This window comes from Cellulophaga fucicola, assembly GCF_900119145.1.
GTDB classification, from domain to species: Bacteria; Bacteroidota; Bacteroidia; order Flavobacteriales; family Flavobacteriaceae; genus Cellulophaga; species Cellulophaga fucicola.
Genome location: NZ_FPIY01000005.1, coordinates 129,110 through 147,730, shown reverse-complemented (window position 1 = coordinate 147,730; position 18,621 = coordinate 129,110). Strand labels below are relative to the sequence as shown.

The following is an 18,621-nucleotide window of genomic DNA, read 5'->3' as shown; positions in this document are numbered from 1 at the left end:
TTATTCTTATATAGAAAACCAAGCTACATTTTAACAACAAACAAAATCTTAAGTCGTTACATAAAAAGAGTTATTTATTACATTACCAATAATTATGATAAATGAAATTCTTTATCTAGATATAGAAACAAACCAACAAGGAAAAATTAAAGATGTTGGTGCTCTTTTTAACGGGCAAGAATTGCATGAAAATAAATTAGAAAAATTAGAAGTTTGGATTAATCAAGCTAAATATATTTGTGGTCATAACATAGTTGCACATGATATTCCTTTAATAGAAAAAGTATTGGGCAGAAATGTTTTCGCAAATAAAAAAATAGTTGACACACTACTTTGGTCTCCTTTATTATTTAGTGATAACCCATACCATAAACTTGTAAAAGGTTACAAAATAGTTAATGACAGTGAGTACAACAACCCACTATCAGATTGTAAGTTAACCAAACAACTATTAATAGATGAGCTCAACAGGTTTGATGAAATAGAATCAAATATAAAGCAGGTATATGGTAAATTGTTAGCTAATAATAATGCATACTCGGGCTTTTTAGAACTAATTAATTTTCAAGCAGATTATTCCTTAATTGATATTAACATTCTATTAAAAAATAAAATATGCGATAGCTCTAACATTATTAAAATAGAAAAGCATTACCCAGTAGAACTGGCATATGCTTTTTCTTTGATAAATACCAAAGAGGATAAATCTATTTTAGCATATTGGGTAAGTAAAACACACCCAAAGACACAACAAGTATTAGATGCTCTAAGGTTTAGTTTTTGTGGTAAACCTTCTTGCTCTTATTGTAATACCAACTTAAACCCTAAAAAGGCTTTAGAAGCTTATTATGGATATGAAGACTTTAGAAGTTTTGATGAAAATGAAGGTGTAAGTATTCAAGAAAAAACGGTTAGAGCAGGATTAACAAATAGTTCTTTCTTAGCAGTTTTCCCTACAGGTGGAGGCAAGTCACTTACATTTCAACTACCTGCATTAATGAAAGGTTCTTTATCAAGACAGCTAACAGTTGTTATATCTCCATTAGTGTCTTTAATGAAAGATCAGGTCGAAAATCTTGAAAAACGTTTTGATATAACATCAGCTATAGCCATTAATGGATTGTTATCCCCCTTAGAAAGACAGGATGCTATTGATAGGGTAGAAAAAGGAGGTGTAAATTTATTATACCTTTCACCAGAATCTTTACGATCTCCAACCATTTTAAGAATATTAAGACAAAGATCTATAGCTAGATTTGTAATAGACGAAGCACATTGTTTTTCTTCTTGGGGCCAAGATTTTAGAATTGACTACATGTATATCGTTGATTTTATTAAAAGTCTTGAGAAAGAAAAAATGTATGGTAGCATACCTGTTTCTTGTTTTACTGCCACGGCTAAACCACAGGTAATTACTGATATCAAAAATTACTTTAAGACCAAACTTAATATTGAATTAGATGAATATGTTACAAGAGCTAATAGAACTAATTTAAAATACGAAGTAATAGGTATTAAAGACCCTACTCGTAAGATGAATACTTTATTGCCACTATTAGAACGTTGTGAAAAACCAATAATAATTTATGCTTCAAGAACTAAAAGAGTTCAAGAGATACACGGTCTAATAGAAAAGGCAGGTTACAATGCTACATATTTCCATGGAAAGCTAGACAAAGATGTTAAGAAAGAGCATATGGATGCCTTTATGGGCAATGAAAAAGACATTATTGTAGCAACTTCTGCTTTTGGTATGGGAGTAGACAAAGATGATGTAAAATCTGTAATTCATTATAACATATCTAATTCTTTAGAAAACTATGTACAAGAAGCAGGGAGAGCAGGGAGAGATGAAAAAATAAAAGCTAAATGTTATATTTTATTTAATGAAAACGATTTAAACAAGCATTTTAGCCTACTACAACAGACCAAAGTAAACCAGAAAGAAATACAGCAAATCTGGCAAGCACTTAAATTTTTATCTAAATATAGAAAAACAAAAAGTATTAGTAACTCTGCTTTAGAAATAGCACAAAAAGCAGGATGGGACACTGAAATTCAGGAACTAGAAACAAAAGTAAAAACATCTATTTCTGCTTTAGAAGATCAAGGATTCCTTAAAAGAAAACAAAATTCTCCTAGAGTTTTTGCTAATAGTCTTATGGTTCCAAATATTTCTAAAGCTCTAACTTTAATTCATAAAAGTAAAGATATATCGGAAATACAAATTGATCATTGCTCTAGGGTACTGCAACGCATTGTTAAGGATGATGAATGTAGAATAGATTATTTAGCAGATAGAACAGGATTAAAATTAAGAGAAATAAGAGATGTAATTAATATTCTTAGAAAATTACAGATACTAGGTGATGCTAAGGATTTAACAGCTTTTATAAATCTTTCTAAATCTACTAATAGCTCAAAAAAAATTCTTGAAAGATATAGAAAAGTTGAAATTGCACTTCACAATTTTATATCTAATAATATTAAAATTTCAATGAGGTCGCTAAACCAAAGTATCATTGATTTAGGGGAAAAAGAAACATCTATTGAGGCTATAAAAAACATTCTTAATTACTGGGAAATAAGAAACTTTATTCAAAAAAAACGTGTTGATCGTGAGAATGATTTATATCAAATAATTATAAAAAAACATAACTCTTTAAAGGAAGATATAGAATGGAGACACGAACTAACATTAGATGTCTATGAAATCCTTGAAAAATTTTACATTGAACAGAAAAAAAAGGATAAGCTTAAGGAAAAGAAAGATTTACCTGTAAATTTTTCTATGTTAGAATTAAAAAATTCTAATCATCTTTTTGGAAAAATTAAAGAAGAGGATGTTAAACGATATGAGAAAACATTATTATTCTTAAATCAAATAAAATCAATAAAACTAGAGGGTGGTTTTATGGTTTCTTATAATAAATTAAACATTGAAGATATTGATAATTCCATTCCAAGGTTTACAAGAGAGAACTTTTTAAAAATGGAACAACATTATTTACATAAAACCGAGCAAATACATATAGTTGGCGAATATGCAAAAAGAAGGCTTCAGAACTATGAAGCTGCCTTATCATATGTCAATGACTACTTTAGTCAACCATATGAAGAATTTTTGTCTAAGTATTTCCCTAGACGTAAACTAGAAATAAGTAGACCACTTACACCTGAACGATTTAAAGAAATTGCTGGGGAATTAGATGTTGATCAAAGAAAAATTGTAGATGATAATAAGTCCGATAATATTTTGGTATTAGCCGGTCCGGGTAGCGGAAAAACCAAGGTCCTTGTACATAAAATTGCTAGTTTACTACTTCTTGAAGATATAAAACCAGAACAATTTTTAATGCTTACTTTTTCAAAAGCAGCATCATTAGAATTTAGGGCAAGAGCCAGAAAGCTAGTTCCAGAATACTCTGGGTTAATAAAAATAACAACTTTCCACGGTTTTTGTTTTCAACTAATGGGGCAACTGGGAGATTTAGAAAAATCTGAGAATGTAATTCACGACTGTATTACAGCAATTAATAATAAAGAAATTGATATATCTTCAATTATCAATAAAAGTGTTTTGTTACTAGATGAATTTCAAGATGTAAATGAAATTGAATGGAAACTTATACAAACCATAATAAAAAAATCGAAGAACATAAGAGTTATTGCCGTTGGAGACGATGATCAAAATATTTATGGATTTAGAGGCTCGTCAAACAAGTATATGTTAGAGTTCAAAACAAAATATAATGCTACAAGCTATTCTTTAATTAAAAACTATAGAAGTAGCTCTAGCATAGTTGAATTTAATAATGAATTACTTAATAAAATATCAAATAGATTAAAAACACAAAAATTAGAATCAATAACAAGAATCACAGGGATTAGTATTAAGGTTATTAAATACAAATCTAAATATCTAGAAAAATCATTAGCTGAAAGGGTAATTAAAGATGACTACCAAGGTACTACAGCAATATTAGTTAGGACTAATAAACAAGCTCTAATGCTAAGAACATTTTTAAGTGAATATGGGCAAAAAACTAGACTCATAACAGGCCTAGAAGGTTTTAGTTTAGATCACTTATTTGAGCTGAGAACATTTACTGACTATTTAAAACTTAAACAAAATGATGCAGGCATTATTTTTAACAATGTATGGAGAGAAGCTAAGGATGATTTTAAATTAAAGCATAATTCTAGCATACATTTTGATATCTGTTGTAAAATTATTTTAAAGTTTGAGTCTAATTTTGATAAGCATAAACAATTAGTAGACTGGTATGAATATACAAGAGAGATAAAAATAGAAGATGCTATTGATGCAGATTCTACGGCAATAGTAATTGCTACAATGCATAAATCTAAAGGAAAAGAATTTGATAATGTTTATCTGTTATTAGAAGACTATAATTTTAATGATAACGAAGCAAAAAGATTATTATATGTAGGATGTTCAAGAGCTAAACTAAACCTTCAAATTCATTGTAATACTAGCTTTTTTGATGAATTTCAAACAAATAATTTATTTATAGATCAATTTTTAGGAGTTACAGCACAACCTGAACATTTTGAAATAATACTTGGTCACAAAGACATTTACTTGGGGTCTCAAAAATATTCTGAAACAGCCAATACTATAAAAACTCTTAAATCTGGGGATTTACTAAAAAACAATAAAGTAAATTTCAAAGAAAATACAGCTTTGGGACTTGGAAAGCTAGATGGTGGTAATGTGCTTTTATATTCTAGGGAATTTTTAAATAAAAAGCATAGTTCATTTTTAAAACAGGGTTATCAAATTGTTAATGGAAGTGTTGAGTATTTAGTATATTGGTTTGATAGCAAAGATCAAAAAGAATATAAAGTTGTACTACCTAAATTGAAGTTTGAGAAAAAGAAAAATTAAATTATACTTTTTGTAATTCATTTAGATGAAACAATTTTTATTATATATTTGCTTAAAATTATTAACTAATCAGAGTACACAATACCGTACACGGTTTATTATATATAAGGCATTTTTAGTGTAAAATTTGGGGTGTTTTTAAAACTCATAACCCGAAGGTCACTGGTTCGAGTCCAGTTCCCGCTACAAAGTTTAAAAGCTTCACAGAAATGTGAGGCTTTTTTTATGCGCTAAATTTAAACAAGTGCCGCTACTCTATTTTATATTTCTACACTTCTGTTTTACATACTCTTTCTACTTTAAATAGCATAAGAAAAGTTTACTCATAACTAATTGTATACCATTTATAAGTAAATCTTATCCAATTACACATATCCGTAATTGAACACAAAAAAATAGTTTTACATTGTGTTGAAAATTAGCAACCAAAAATGGACTAGCAAGCTAAATGTGTTTTTATTTAACCATTTTGTGCAATAAACTTTAGTAATTGCGGTTATTTATAGTTGTATAACTATTAAAAAAAACTGAAAAAGAAATGGCAAAATTTTTAGACACCACAGGTGTTTCTTATCATTTAGAACAATTAATAAAAAATACAGAAGACCAATTAATTCTAATAAGTCCATATCTTCAATTTCACAAAAGAGTAAAAGATAATTTAGAGCATTTACATATTCGAAAAAAAGATATACGAATCATCTACCGAGAGAATAAATTACAAGTTGAAGAAAGTAATTGGCTTGAAAGTCAAATTGGCATTAGGACAAGTCTCTGCAATTCACTACACGCCAAATGCTATTTAAACAAAAAAGAAGCTATTGTAACTTCTATGAATTTATATTCTTTTTCACAACAGAATAATGATGAAATGGGAATTTACGTGACCAAAGAAGCTGACGAAGAATTGTATAATGATATTAGAAAGGAAGCTGAAAGACTACTAACTATAAGTGAAGAAATTCGAGTTTCTGTTAAAAAAGTTGACAAAAATATTGAAAGACAATCTGAAAAAACAATTTCAAAAATTGCTCTATCCAAAAACACCTCAAATTCCAAACTCTTAACTACAAAAGAATTATCTCAGTTAACAGGTTTAAGTAGTCGAAAAGTTAATAAATGGTTTTCCGATAAAAAATTGATGTACAAAAAAGATGATGATTGGATCACGACAAAACAAGGAAAAGAAATTGGAGGAATCGAAAAAAGTGGCCAATATGGAAAATTTGTTGTTTGGCCTGAAGACATTTCTGAACACATAATAGAATAAAAACTGTTTACTACATAGTATAAAACCATAGAGCGTTTGTGCTAAACCGAAAGTTCCGTGTTTATTTACAAAGTTGCCTAAATTTAAAATTTGGCTCGTACTAAATCCTATAATAATTATTTAATTTTCAATCTACGAGCCACATACACAAACGTTGTATAACATAACCAAACTGAATGGGAATACAAGCAGATAATCCAAATCTAATTGAATTACTTCGTGAACAAAGTAAAAAACTTGAAAAAGATAGAAAGGTTGTGCTTTCAAAAATAAATCCTTGGTTAGATATTTTAGAAAAGAGTTCACAATCAAAAATTGAAAAAAAACAGAAACATAAAGAAATTATTGACATTGGGAACTTTATACATTATTTTGATTCGAGTTTAGTAATCGAAGACGCTTTAAGCGAAAGTCCTGACTTTATTATAAAACAAAATGAGTTAAATATTGGTGTTGAATTAAAGGATCTAGTAATTCGACAGAATGAAAAAGAAAAAGAAGGAATTTTAAAATCACTTTTTGAGCAAATTAAATCCGAATTAAAAAGTGAAGAAAAATCTCTTTGTGGATTCTATCGTGTAGAATTAGTTGATGAAAATTTATCTTTAAAAAAGAAGAATAGAGAAGCTCTCAAAAAAGAAATAATTGCTCTGATTAAAGGTCAGGAAATAGAACAAGAATATGTAAAAGCTATAAAGAAAAGACCAATGTCTGAAATTAGCATTTACAAAGGAGAAACTACAATTTTAGGGAATTTAGAACGAACAGTTGTTGAAGAAAAAATAAAATCAAAAGAGAATAAACTGAAAAGTTATACAAATGAAAATCTTGATGAAATATGGCTGTTATTAGTCATTGCTGGAGTTGAAAAATCATCTGATTATTCATTTTTCGATTCTGGCATCACCGAAAAACCTTTTGAATCAAATTTTGATAAGATATTTATTTATGACTTTTCTCATAGAGAAATAACCGAATTAAAAATTACGTTGCCTAACAAAAAACTAAACTAAAAACAAATTCTTAGTTATTTTAAGGCTTTATTATAGTAAGCTCATAAGCTCTTAAACAGGTTCTATGAGCTTTTTTTATACGCTAAATTTAAGTTGGTGCTTCTACTCTATTTTTTTAATTACACAGCTGTTTTTAAATATGATTTATGTTCTTTTTCCGCTTAAAAAATAAGAGTAACTTTAGTCTATAATTACTAAATTTAGTAGCAATGAAAAGTAACTCTGAACATAAAATATACGACTGTATTATTATTGGTGGCGGACAAGCTGGTATGTCTGTTGGTTATTTTTTTAGAAGAACTAAATTAACCCATCTTATTTTAGATGAACAAGATACCACTGGTGGTGCCTGGCTAAAAACCTGGGATAGCTTAAAACTATTTTCGCCAGCAACATACAGTTCTTTATCTGGTTGGCAAATGCCTAATACAGATGAAGAATACCCAACTAAAAACGAGTTTATTAAGTATATTACTGCTTATAAAAAAAGATACAATTTTCCTGTAAACTATAGTACAACTGTGCAACAGGTAGTTAAAGAAAATAATTTTTATAAAGTAACTACAAACAAGGGTGATTTTTATAGCAAAACACTAGTAAGTGCTACAGGTACTGCTAAAAATCCTTTTATTCCAACATATCTAAAAGCTGACATTTTTAAGGGAGAACAAATACACTCTGTAGATTATAAAAACGCTAGTAATTTAAAAGACAAAAATGTTATTGTTGTTGGTGGAGGTAACTCTGGTGCTCAAATTTTAGCGGAAGTATCTAAAGTTGCTAAAACAAAATGGGTCACCTTAAAAAAACCTAAATTTTTACCTAAGGAGATAGATGGTCGTTATTTGTTTAAACAAGCTACAGAAAGCTATGTTAATAACGATACAAAAAGCTATACAGAGAAAGTGTCATTAAGCGATATTGTACAAATTAAAAGCGTACAAGAAGCCTTAAAAAGAGGTGTTTTTAAAGATTACAGACCTTTTACATCCTTTTATGAAGATGGTGTTATTTGGGAAGACAACACTAAAGAACCTGTAGATGTAATTATTTGGTGTACTGGCTTTAGAGCTAATTTAAAACACTTGTCTACATTGCAAATTACCCAAAACAGTAAAATAAATACTACAGGTACAAAAGCTACAGATATAAATGGCTTGTGGTTGGTTGGCTATGGCAACTGGACAGGCTTTGCATCTGCCACTATTTATGGTGTTGGAAAAACTGCCAAACAAACTGTAAAGGAGATTGTATCACACATAGCTAACGTATAATCCTTCAAAAGAATAAGAAATTATTAATTTGTAGGTTTTTATTTTTTAATTTGTAAGTTTGAAGTCAACATTTTAAACTTACTTATGAAAAAAACATTTTACTTATTTATTACGTTATCTATTAGTCTATTTATAACTAGCTGTAATAGCGATGATGACTCTAAGCCAGAAATAGATAATGCAATACAAATTATAGGTCTTTGGGAAATTGACAAACAATTTTTAAATGGAGATATACTTCCGTTTAGTGATGACTGCCATGCAATAGAAACTACTGAATTTAAAACAGATAAATCTTTTTTCTCTGTAGAATTAGATCCAATACAAGGAGAATGTGTTGAAGCAGAACCATCTAAAGGAACTTGGAGCATTAGTAATTCTAAATTAACTTTAAATTACACTCAAACTGGAAGTATAATTCAAAATGACACTTATATATTTGAAATATTAGAATTAACTAGTAGCTCTTTAAAAATTAAAACTGTATCTACTGATATAGATGGTGATGAACAAAACGATGAGTTTGAACTACAATACGTAAAATAAATCTACATTACACAAAACATTGTGTAGCCATAGTGCATAATTTAAAAGCTTACTATCCCTAAACATATAGAGATAGTAAGCTTTTTTATTTTATAATAAACCAAACGAATATAGATTAATGCTTAACGAAAAAAAACTTGCTACAACACCGTATCTATAAAATGCTTTTTTTAGTAGTAAATAAACTTAATTAGGTGTTTTACTAGCCTAATATTTTATAAAACCTAAAGAAAACAACAGCAATGGCTAACTCTATTATTTTACAAAGCAGATATACAACACATCAAAAAATACATATGGTGCTAGTATTAGGTGCGCCATTTATACTTATTATAGTCTCTTTACTAGGTATAGATTTAAACTACATAGGCTATATGGTATTACTATTCTTTATACTAATGTACACTGTGCTTATTTGTTTTGCATTTACTAAAAGAGGGCTATTAAAAAAAGATAACCAATTGTACAGATGTCTTTATTTTAAAAACAAACTAATTAAAAAAAAGAAAATTAGCTTAACAGCTAAGCCTAAAGTAACAATACTAAGATTTAAAAGGTCTCAAAAAATGGCTTGGTTCTCTGCTGCAAAGCCGGACTTAGCTTCAGAATTTAATGCTTTTGATATTACCTTATTAAATGATAAACACACAAAAAAAGAAATGTTGATTACGTTAACTAACGACGATATATCAAAAAAAACTATTACTTATTTAGAAGAAAACTTCAACTTAAAACACGAAGTATATAGTCCCGATTTTTCTTAACACAAGAAAATTTTAATACTAAAAAATAAAGAACACGAATTAAAATCTATATAAATGAAAAAAAAAGTTTTACTAACAACAATTTTTACGGCACTAATTAGTGTTTTTACATTTGGACAAACAATGAGTCTTGGTAGTGACGATACCGAGACCAACCAGTATAGCAATGACCAAATAGCAACTTCTATTAAAGAAATTCTAAATACAACCTACCACAAAGATATTTTAGGCGATGAAAAAGTAGAGAAAGACCTTATTATTGTTTTAAAAAATGACGGACAATTAACATCTTACGATTTAGAAAGTCTAAATCAAAAATGGAATATTCAATTTACAGATAGTTCTAATAATAAAATGAATAATCAGTTTAATATAGAAAATGCCATTTTATATGCTACAAGTACACAAAAAGAAATTATTGCTGCTAATGTAAATGATGGTAGCTTGTACTGGAAAACAGAAATAGGTATGCATAATGAGGTTGAAAGAAGATATGATATAAATGGTCAGCATCTACCAATACAGGGAAACCTAATTTTTTTAGCTTCTAACAACAAACAACTCTATGCTTTTAATAAATATACTGGTGACAAAGTATGGAATTACAAATTACAGTTTCCTTACAACAACTACACTCCTGTTCTAAACAAAGAAAATTTAGTAATACCTAACGCTCCTTATGTGTACTCTTTTAAATCGCAAACAGGCCAGCCTATTTGGCAAAGAGGTTTTGGCAATACTCCTATGTATTCTTTAATGCAAATTGATGATAAAAAAGCCTATGTTGCTAGTGAATCTAATAAAGTATACGCACTAAATATTGATGATATGGCGTCTATAGCATGGGAATACGAAACAGAATACAACTATGCTAGCCTGGATAATAATACGATACTAGATGGTGATACTTATTATTTTGCTGCTGATACAGAAAGTAAAATTTCAAATGTGATAGCTTTAAACAGCAACAATGGAGAATTAATATGGAAAACTAGTTTAAATAATGAAGAAGAAGTAAGGTACTTTAGTAAATACAACAACTATATTTTTGGTTTTACAAAAGCAGATACTAACGCATTTTTTATTCTAAACTCTAGTGATGGTAAGCAGTTAAAAATTAATCAGCCTAAAGAAAAAATACTATCTAACATTTTTATTTCAGAAGGAAACTTAACATTTTTAACCAAAAGTTATTTTGTGACTTACAATTTAAAATCTGGAAAATATGTTTACAGAGATATTAAGTTAGAATATGAAATAAATGACGCTTTTAACCTATATTTTGAAATAGTAAAGGCAAACTAATTAGTTGCGTAAATAATATTGTAAATGTAATTCTCTACCATTTAAAATAATCGCTCATGAGTAAAATAAACAAAATATTATTATTTAGGTTAATGCTATTATTGTTGATCAGCTTTATGTTTACAGGTGAAGTTTATTCTCAAAATTCATTATCATATAAAGCTAACCAAGGTAATTATCAATATTCCGATGCTCAATACTATTACAATATTATTAAAGATGGTAGCAAGTATAAATTAACAGACCCTAAAAACAGAAATGTTCTGCAAAAGGAGTACGATACTATTATAAAAAATGCACACTTTATTAAAACCGTAATTGGTGATTCTATAACAATTTACAGGTGCAGCACATTAAAAAAAATAAAATTACATAACACACAACAAGCTTATTTTGTAAGAGATGGTTTAGAAGTTTTAACTAAAAAAGGAGCACAATATTACGACAATAGCATTTCTAAAATTGATAATTTCCCATACATAGAACTTTTTAAATGCGGAACTGTTTATTCTGAAACATACAGGCTTAAACAAGATAGCAAAACAAAAAAATACAGTCTTAACATAGAAAAAGGAGATTTTGGAGCTACAACCAGGCAGTTAACATTAGAGTTAAAAGGACTTCCTGACAACATAGAGGAATTAAGTTTTTTAAATGATAAAACCTACCTAACCAAAAGTATTAACAACGATTATAACCCTCATCCGTTGCTTATAAAAGCAACTAAAAATGGCAAAGATGGTATGTATACATATAACCTTGAAGATGTTATTTACCCTAAAAAGCAAAAAACTAAAAAAAGAGAAATTTATACTATTGACACAGTAACCAGAGATACTATTTATGTTCCTGAACTATTAGAGTATGCATACTTTTTTAATAAAAAAGGAACCATAGCCTTTAAAGAAGTATTGCCTATAGTTTACAACCAAATTCAGCAAAACACCAATACAGGCCTTATATACTTGTACAAGGACAACAAAATAGGTCTGTACCCAAAGCATATGAGCACTAGTTTTTCTGTGTTTGATGAAAAAACAACATCTTTTTATAAAATTACAAAGAATGAAAAGAAAGGCTGGTTAGACATTAAGACTTTTAAAGAATATTATTTTGATTGATATCCTAAACATAAAACAATTTATAGTTTTACTATTTCTGACTCTAAGCCTTTTGTCCTGTGAAAACAAACCTAAATTAGAGTTAAAACCAATTATTGCTAAAGCAGAACAAATTACACAACCTGCAATACAGCAAACAAAATCTATAGAAGAACTTTGGAATGTTATGGTTCTAGAAAAAGGAGGTTGTTTGGGTGGTGCGCAGTATATAAAAGACTTTAAAAGAGAAATACCTACTATGGTGTTTAGCGAAAAAGAATGGAAGACATTCTCTAAAAGAGATAAAACAGAAGTAACATCTTTTTTACTTTCTAAACTAGCAGACACAACCAGAACAGCTGTGCACACTTGTCCGTTTTCTAATGCCACAAATGGTGAAATGGCTGTTTACGCTCTTCAGCATATTTACGATATAAACTGGTACAACTTTGCACACTTTAAAGAATACGATGGTAAAAAAATTACAAGTGCAACAGATCAACCCCAAATGTGGTTACAAAACATATTGAAGAATAAAAAGGAAAGAGAAAAATTAGCCTCATTATTCAATAATAAATTGAAGAATTAATATGAAACAAAAATTACTTATTACTCTAATTTTTCTTTCTGTAATTGCTTGTAAACTGGCACCAGACACTACTAAACCAGACACCTCTACAAAAGACAAGAAAAAAACAACTAAGGATACACTTTACTACAATGGTTTTAAAGCTAGTTATGTAACTCTTTCTAAACCTAAATTAGACTTTCCTAATCATATGCAGTTAGATTATTTTGAGTTTAAACCTAAAGATTCACTTAAAACCCCACAATATACTTATCCAAATAAAGAATCTGTTTACATTAATTACCCAAACAAAGAGCGTAGTTATGGCGGATATGTTTATAAAGGGTATGAAGATTGGGTTGTAAGAAAAAATCAATCTTTGCACTATGTAGATTATAATTACAAAGATTCTACTTGTGTAATTTACACAGCTCCTAAAGGAAACTTATATCTTAGAAAAGAAGATATAAAAATCACTAAAAAATATTATAAAAAAGAATTGATAAAGACCCTGGAAGTTAAAGATTCTCTAGGAGAGAAATATATAGTAAACAATGTAAGCGGAAGCAGGTTCTACTGGTATCCGCATAAAGATTCTGTTTTTCCAGAATATCAATATGATAGACTAAACAACAGACCAACAAAAACACTTGCTCTGTATGAATCTAGATTTGTTTATGAACCTACATTGTATAAGGATTGGTATGTATATAAAAATAGTTTTCAAATTAGAAGCTATGACTCTATTAAGCAATATAGTACCAATTACCAAACAGATTTTGGATATGTTTTTACTCCAAAATCAGACTACATCAAAGAAAATAACATCAAAATTAAAGAAAGCCTATTAACTGAAATTATAGACTATAACCGAACTGATAAAAAAACAAAAATAGATTCTTTGCTAGATATTACGGTTAGTAATAAGTTAGAGTTTGATACATATAAAGAACAAAAAGAGCATATTACCTACAACCAAAACATAAAAAAAGAAGAAAACACATTAACGCTTCCTATTAAGAATGAACCTTATAAAATTGTATTAGAAGACAGTTTTGGCGAATATACCATGAGGAATAAATACAATGGAGAAATTCCTTTTTTAGATGCTTATATAATAGAATTTAACGACCCTGATTATATAGTAAATAAACTTATTAGTAAAACCACAGGAAAAGAAATAATTACTTTAGACGGACAGCCATATATATCTCCCAATAGCAACATTATTATATCTGCAATGCCTAATGGTTATGATAACACCTCCTTTATTCAATTTAATAAAATTAAAAACGGAAAAATAGAACCTCTTTATTCTTTTCAATTTCCTCATTGGGTTATAGACTATCACCCTAAAATTAGATGGGTTAATAACAATACAATAATACTACAAGCAATTTCTCCTATACATAGTAATGCTTTTTATAACAAGCAAGAAGAGAAAATAGAATATCTAAAAATTAAAATAAAAGATGCTTTTTTTAATAAGCTAATAGAAGAAAATAACAAATAAAATTATTACAACTTGCATTAGACACGTACAAAATACCGTTTCATATTAAAAGACCCAGCAACAATATTACCCTTAATTTAAATTTTCAAAAAATGAAAAAAGCCTACCAGGTGTTTTTAGTCTTAACTATATTAATAGCTATACCCTTTATTATTTCTTTTTTTCCTTCATCGCCTACGCCTAGTACTTATGTACACAGAGATCCTTCAGGTTTTGGCAATGGATACGGAAAAGCTATAGCTAGCTTTATTGTAGACGTTATTAGAGTTACATTTGGCATATTTGCTGTAACAACAGTGATGCTTAGACTTGCATTAATGCCAGACAAATAATTAAATCAATACTGTTTTTACAAATGAATAACAACCTAATTATAATATTGCTTGTTTTAGCTTTAACATTTTTAATTGTTTTTTACGCTTTAAAGAGAATTAAAACAACTGGCTGCTTTGCGTTTATTGTTACATTTTTTATTATTCTCTGCTTAAATGTACTTACTTTTTATGCTTGGACTAATTTATCTAGAATTGCTTCTAATGTTTATGTTGCCACTACAACATCAGAAAAATATATAGGAACCGTAATAGAGTATGATTCCATACTCATAGATGATGATGACCCTAAAAAAAAGACTTTCGTAAAATACACACCTATTGTTTTATTTACTACTAATACTGGTAATGAACTTACCAAAAAATTAAATTTTATGGTCTCTAAAACAAAGTTAGGAGACACATACATTCTATATTACAATGAAAAAAAGAATACCGTAATTGCTTTTAGCCCTAATATATATTTAATAATACCTATAAATATATTTGCTTGTACATTACTAACTTTTCTATTTATAGGTATTTTTAAATATGCGCTAGGATACCCAATGAAAGGCTATTACTCTAGAGACAGCCTCTCCTACCTATTTTTTAAATTTGGTGTACCGTTAATAATACTTTTTTTTATGATAATAGCTCTTATAGGTATTTCTGTTTCAAGGAATCCAGATGGCCTTCCTAATAACATAATAATTTTAGTTGTTTTTGGTGGAGCAATGCTAATCTGGGGCTATATAAATAGTACCTCTGAACTGAAAAATCCTAATAAACTGGATAAAAAATCAAGAAACACAAAACAAACAAGAAAAAACTAACGTATAACTATAGCATACTTCTGATAAAGTCACTTAGAATAACATGTACCATATTTGTAACAATAATAGCACTAGTCTTTTCTTTATTTATGGCTTTTTATTTTGTAAAAAGAGCCAATAAACCAGGCTTCTTATCGTTCTTTACAACCATTGTTATAATGTTTGCATTAAATATCTGTTTATTGTTTTCATTAATGCTTGTGTATAGCTCTGTTAAAGAAATGCATCAAATCACAATTTTAAATGAAAAATATACAGCAACAGTTATTAGTTATACATCTGAAACAGAAAACGACTCTTATGGTAATTTCTACGTTGTATACAAACCCTTAGTACAGTTTAAAACAAATACGGGTAACATTATTGAAAAAGAATTAGATTTTCAAAAATCTAGAATAAAAATAGGGGATACCTATACGGTTTATTATGATGTTAAAAACGATGAGGAACTTAAATTTCCAACCGAATTAATTGGAATAATAATTGGGAAGCTTCTTTTTTGTTCCCTCCTTGTTTTTATTTTTATAGGTGTTCTAAAATACACACTAGGATACAGAATGAAAAGATTTAAAGAACTTACCTTTAAAATAATTGTCCCTGTAATACTAATTGGCTTTAACCTAATGCTTATATATGGTATTTTCTTTGGAAACCCTGTACCCAGATTTGTTACTGCCATACTAGTTTTTTTTGTTATAGGACTTGCATTAGGGACCTGGGGTTATTTTATAATGATAGCTAAAAAAGGAATTCCTAAAATGGAAAAAATTGGTCACAACAAATGGGTGAGCAAATGGGATGATGACGAAGAGCTATAACCTTAATTATTTTTAAGTATAATTTCATCAAAAAAGGCCTCATATATAATATATAAAGCCTTGTATAAATTCCAAAAATTACGTGTTTTAAAAACTTATATTTTTATTTTCGTGCAGATGGCGGTACAGCTGGCCTCACCTCTACTTTACTTGGTAAAGTTCTAGGGTTCATATGTACCAAATCTACTACCATTTGGCCTATATCTTCTGGTTGTATTTTCCAAGCATCAGCAGCTGTTGGTGTATGTCCGTTAAAGTATGTAGCTACAGATCCTGGCATAATAGTAGTTACTTTAATATCATACGATCTTAGATCTAACATAATGGCTTGTGAAAAACCTACTATCGCAAATTTACTAGCGTTATAAGCTGCTCCTTTTTCAAAATAATTAGTACCTGCTAAACTGGCTATAGTAAAAATGTAACCTTTAGACTTTTTAAGAGCTGGTATTGCAGACTTTACGGTATTAAAAACACCTGTTACATTTATATCTATAACGGCATTCCAATCCTCTTCACTCATTTCATCTATAGAAGAAAATTTTCCTACGCCTGCGTTAGCTATACAATAATCTAATTGTCCCCATTTATCTACAACTTGTTGTATGGCATTTTCTTCATCTGCTAGGTTTCTTACATCAGATTTAATGACTAAAACCTCTGCATCACCTATTGTTTTTAAATGTTTCTCTGCCTCATTTAAATCGTTCTGCGTTCTTGCAGTAATAGCAACATTAACTCCATCTTTTAGCAATGCCTCTGCTATTCCTAGTCCTATTCCTTTAGACCCGCCTGTTATGTATGCTGTTTTTTTCATCTTTTATTATTTTTATTTACCTCTAAAATTAGTAATAAATTCTCTTTTACTCTTTTGTATAGTAATCCATTACAAAAACATCATCTATTAGTGAACCTATATTTTTTATAAGTGCTAAATGTTCTTTGTGAACTAAATACACCTCTAGTGCTTTTTCATCTTTAAAAGTAAGCATAAAGCTATGGGTAAACCCTTTACTTTTTCCTTCTTTACTATTGTTAATTCCCCATTCAAAATCTATAATCTCAGGAATTTTATTTTTTAACGCTACAAAATTCTCTACTGCCCTATTTACCTCTTTTGGTGTAGCAGCATCTTTATATTTTAAATTTACAACATGTCTAAGTTTTTTGCCATTTTTTGGCTTAAAATTGACTTTATAAGCAAACATCTTTTTTACTTTTGGATCTACAGAACCCGATAGAAAAAAGAAATTCTCATTAATTTTTATTGATGCTAACCCGTAATAAATAGGGTAATTAGTATCTAATACACCAGAAGGTGTTAATACGCCATTTGCGTTTAATTTACATAGTTGTATGCTGTTATCATCACGAGTACCTACTGCAACTAATGCTTCAGAATCATCAATTTTTAATATTTCAATACGTGTTTGTCCTGCTAGTTTTGTAGTAGCATCATTTACCAAAACCGAATGAGGAATAAGTTCTCCTGCAGCATTAACTTTAAATACACTTACGCCATCACCGTGAAATATAAAATCTTTCTTTTTAATAAAATTACCTCTCTTATAATATTTATGATGTCTATGACCAACTACTACATAGTGGTTATCTCCTAAAGTAACTCCGTTTACAGGGTATGCACCTGTTAGATAACGATTGGTAGTATTATCTGCAATGTTATTTATATTTTTAAAATTACCATTATTAAAAACCTCAAAACTACTAATACCATTATCTTGAAAACCACCTGTAAAAAGGAATGTTTTACCATTAATTTTATGCGAATACATACCAATTATACCGTCTGTATGTATAAGGTCATTATCTACAAGAGATTGTATATGACTAAGTTTTCCGTTTTTATGTATTTTAAAACAGCTTAAACCTGGTGTACTCTCTAACCCTCCAACAAAAAGATATGAATTGTTTTTTATATGAATAACTTTTAATGTAATAACAGACCCTAAATAAGTTTCTGACGTGTCTGCTACAGTAAATACAAACTCAAGACTTCCGCTATTAGTAATACTATATACTTCTACAGTATTAGCTCCTTTATTACCAATAAATAAATAATCTTTTCCTTTAATATTACTAGCAACTATACCTCTTGCTGGGCCTTTTTTGTTCTGCAATTCATAAGCACCAACTGGCAATAATTCTCCACTAGCATTTAATTTAAAAACATTTATAAATGCACCATCTCCTCCAGAAAACACATAACTAACCCCATTTTTCTTATACGTTGTAGCCGTTACCGTATTGTACTTAGTAGTTTTAAAATCTGTTTGCTCTAATAATGTCTGGGTATCTTTTGTTGGCTGAGCATAACCAAATAGGCAATTACAAGTAATAACAATAAAAAATACACTTTTAATCCAATTCATT

The 18,621-nt window shown here is 28.8% G+C and carries 15 protein-coding genes; 13 read left to right on the top strand and 2 right to left on the bottom strand.

Features of this window, described 5'->3' with window-relative positions; genetic code table 11:
- Window positions 1-94 precede the first annotated feature (94 nt).
- From BT107_RS15065 to BT107_RS15005, 13 genes are all read left to right on the top strand, one after another.
- Window positions 95-4,912, top strand: a complete 4,818-nt coding sequence (locus BT107_RS15065) for a RecQ family ATP-dependent DNA helicase (protein WP_072304662.1) — start codon at window positions 95-97, stop codon at window positions 4,910-4,912.
- A 538-nt stretch (window positions 4,913-5,450) separates the two neighbouring features.
- Window positions 5,451-6,182 carry a phospholipase D family protein gene (locus BT107_RS15060; RefSeq protein ID WP_072304661.1) on the top strand — a complete coding sequence of 244 codons (732 nt, stop codon included), beginning with the start codon at window positions 5,451-5,453 and terminating at the stop codon, window positions 6,180-6,182.
- 176 nt (window positions 6,183-6,358) lie between these two features.
- On the top strand, window positions 6,359-7,195 hold the full coding sequence (locus tag BT107_RS15055) for a hypothetical protein (protein WP_072304660.1): 837 nt from the start codon (window positions 6,359-6,361) through the stop codon (window positions 7,193-7,195).
- 209 nt (window positions 7,196-7,404) lie between these two features.
- The gene (locus tag BT107_RS15050; protein ID WP_072304659.1) at window positions 7,405-8,469 is read left to right on the top strand and encodes an ArsO family NAD(P)H-dependent flavin-containing monooxygenase; all 1,065 of its coding nucleotides are present in this window, start codon (window positions 7,405-7,407) and stop codon (window positions 8,467-8,469) included.
- An 84-nt stretch (window positions 8,470-8,553) separates the two neighbouring features.
- Window positions 8,554-9,015 (top strand): lipocalin-like domain-containing protein, encoded by a 462-nt coding sequence (locus tag BT107_RS15045; protein WP_072304658.1) that lies wholly within the window; start codon window positions 8,554-8,556, stop codon window positions 9,013-9,015.
- Between the two features lie 242 nt (window positions 9,016-9,257).
- Window positions 9,258-9,779, top strand: coding sequence for a hypothetical protein (locus BT107_RS15040; RefSeq protein WP_072304657.1), 522 nt, complete (start codon window positions 9,258-9,260; stop codon window positions 9,777-9,779).
- Window positions 9,780-9,833: 54 nt separating this feature from the next.
- Window positions 9,834-11,084 carry an outer membrane protein assembly factor BamB family protein gene (locus BT107_RS15035; protein WP_084639248.1) on the top strand — a complete coding sequence of 417 codons (1,251 nt, stop codon included), beginning with the start codon at window positions 9,834-9,836 and terminating at the stop codon, window positions 11,082-11,084.
- Window positions 11,085-11,140: 56 nt separating this feature from the next.
- On the top strand, window positions 11,141-12,205 hold the full coding sequence (locus BT107_RS15030; protein WP_139254332.1) for a hypothetical protein: 1,065 nt from the start codon (window positions 11,141-11,143) through the stop codon (window positions 12,203-12,205).
- Window positions 12,206-12,257: 52 nt separating this feature from the next.
- On the top strand, window positions 12,258-12,773 hold the full coding sequence (locus BT107_RS15025; RefSeq protein WP_072304655.1) for a hypothetical protein: 516 nt from the start codon (window positions 12,258-12,260) through the stop codon (window positions 12,771-12,773).
- 1 nt (window position 12,774) lies between these two features.
- The gene (locus BT107_RS15020; protein WP_072304654.1) at window positions 12,775-14,265 is read left to right on the top strand and encodes a hypothetical protein; all 1,491 of its coding nucleotides are present in this window, start codon (window positions 12,775-12,777) and stop codon (window positions 14,263-14,265) included.
- 92 nt (window positions 14,266-14,357) lie between these two features.
- Complete coding sequence (locus BT107_RS15015; protein ID WP_072304653.1) at window positions 14,358-14,597, top strand: hypothetical protein; 240 nt, start codon at window positions 14,358-14,360, stop codon at window positions 14,595-14,597.
- A gap of 23 nt (window positions 14,598-14,620) precedes the next feature.
- Complete coding sequence (locus BT107_RS15010; protein ID WP_072304652.1) at window positions 14,621-15,412, top strand: hypothetical protein; 792 nt, start codon at window positions 14,621-14,623, stop codon at window positions 15,410-15,412.
- Between the two features lie 89 nt (window positions 15,413-15,501).
- Window positions 15,502-16,230, top strand: a complete 729-nt coding sequence (locus BT107_RS15005; RefSeq protein ID WP_072304651.1) for a hypothetical protein — start codon at window positions 15,502-15,504, stop codon at window positions 16,228-16,230.
- 103 nt (window positions 16,231-16,333) lie between these two features.
- Here BT107_RS15005 and BT107_RS15000 read toward each other — a convergent pair whose 3' ends face one another.
- Both BT107_RS15000 and BT107_RS14995 read right to left on the bottom strand, forming a co-directional pair.
- Entirely contained in the window at window positions 16,334-17,047 is a 714-nt protein-coding gene (locus BT107_RS15000; protein WP_072304650.1) for an SDR family oxidoreductase, read from the bottom strand.
- A gap of 46 nt (window positions 17,048-17,093) precedes the next feature.
- On the bottom strand, window positions 17,094-18,620 hold the full coding sequence (locus tag BT107_RS14995; protein ID WP_072304649.1) for a Dabb family protein: 1,527 nt from the start codon (window positions 18,618-18,620) through the stop codon (window positions 17,094-17,096).
- Between the last annotated feature and the right edge of the window lies 1 nt (window position 18,621).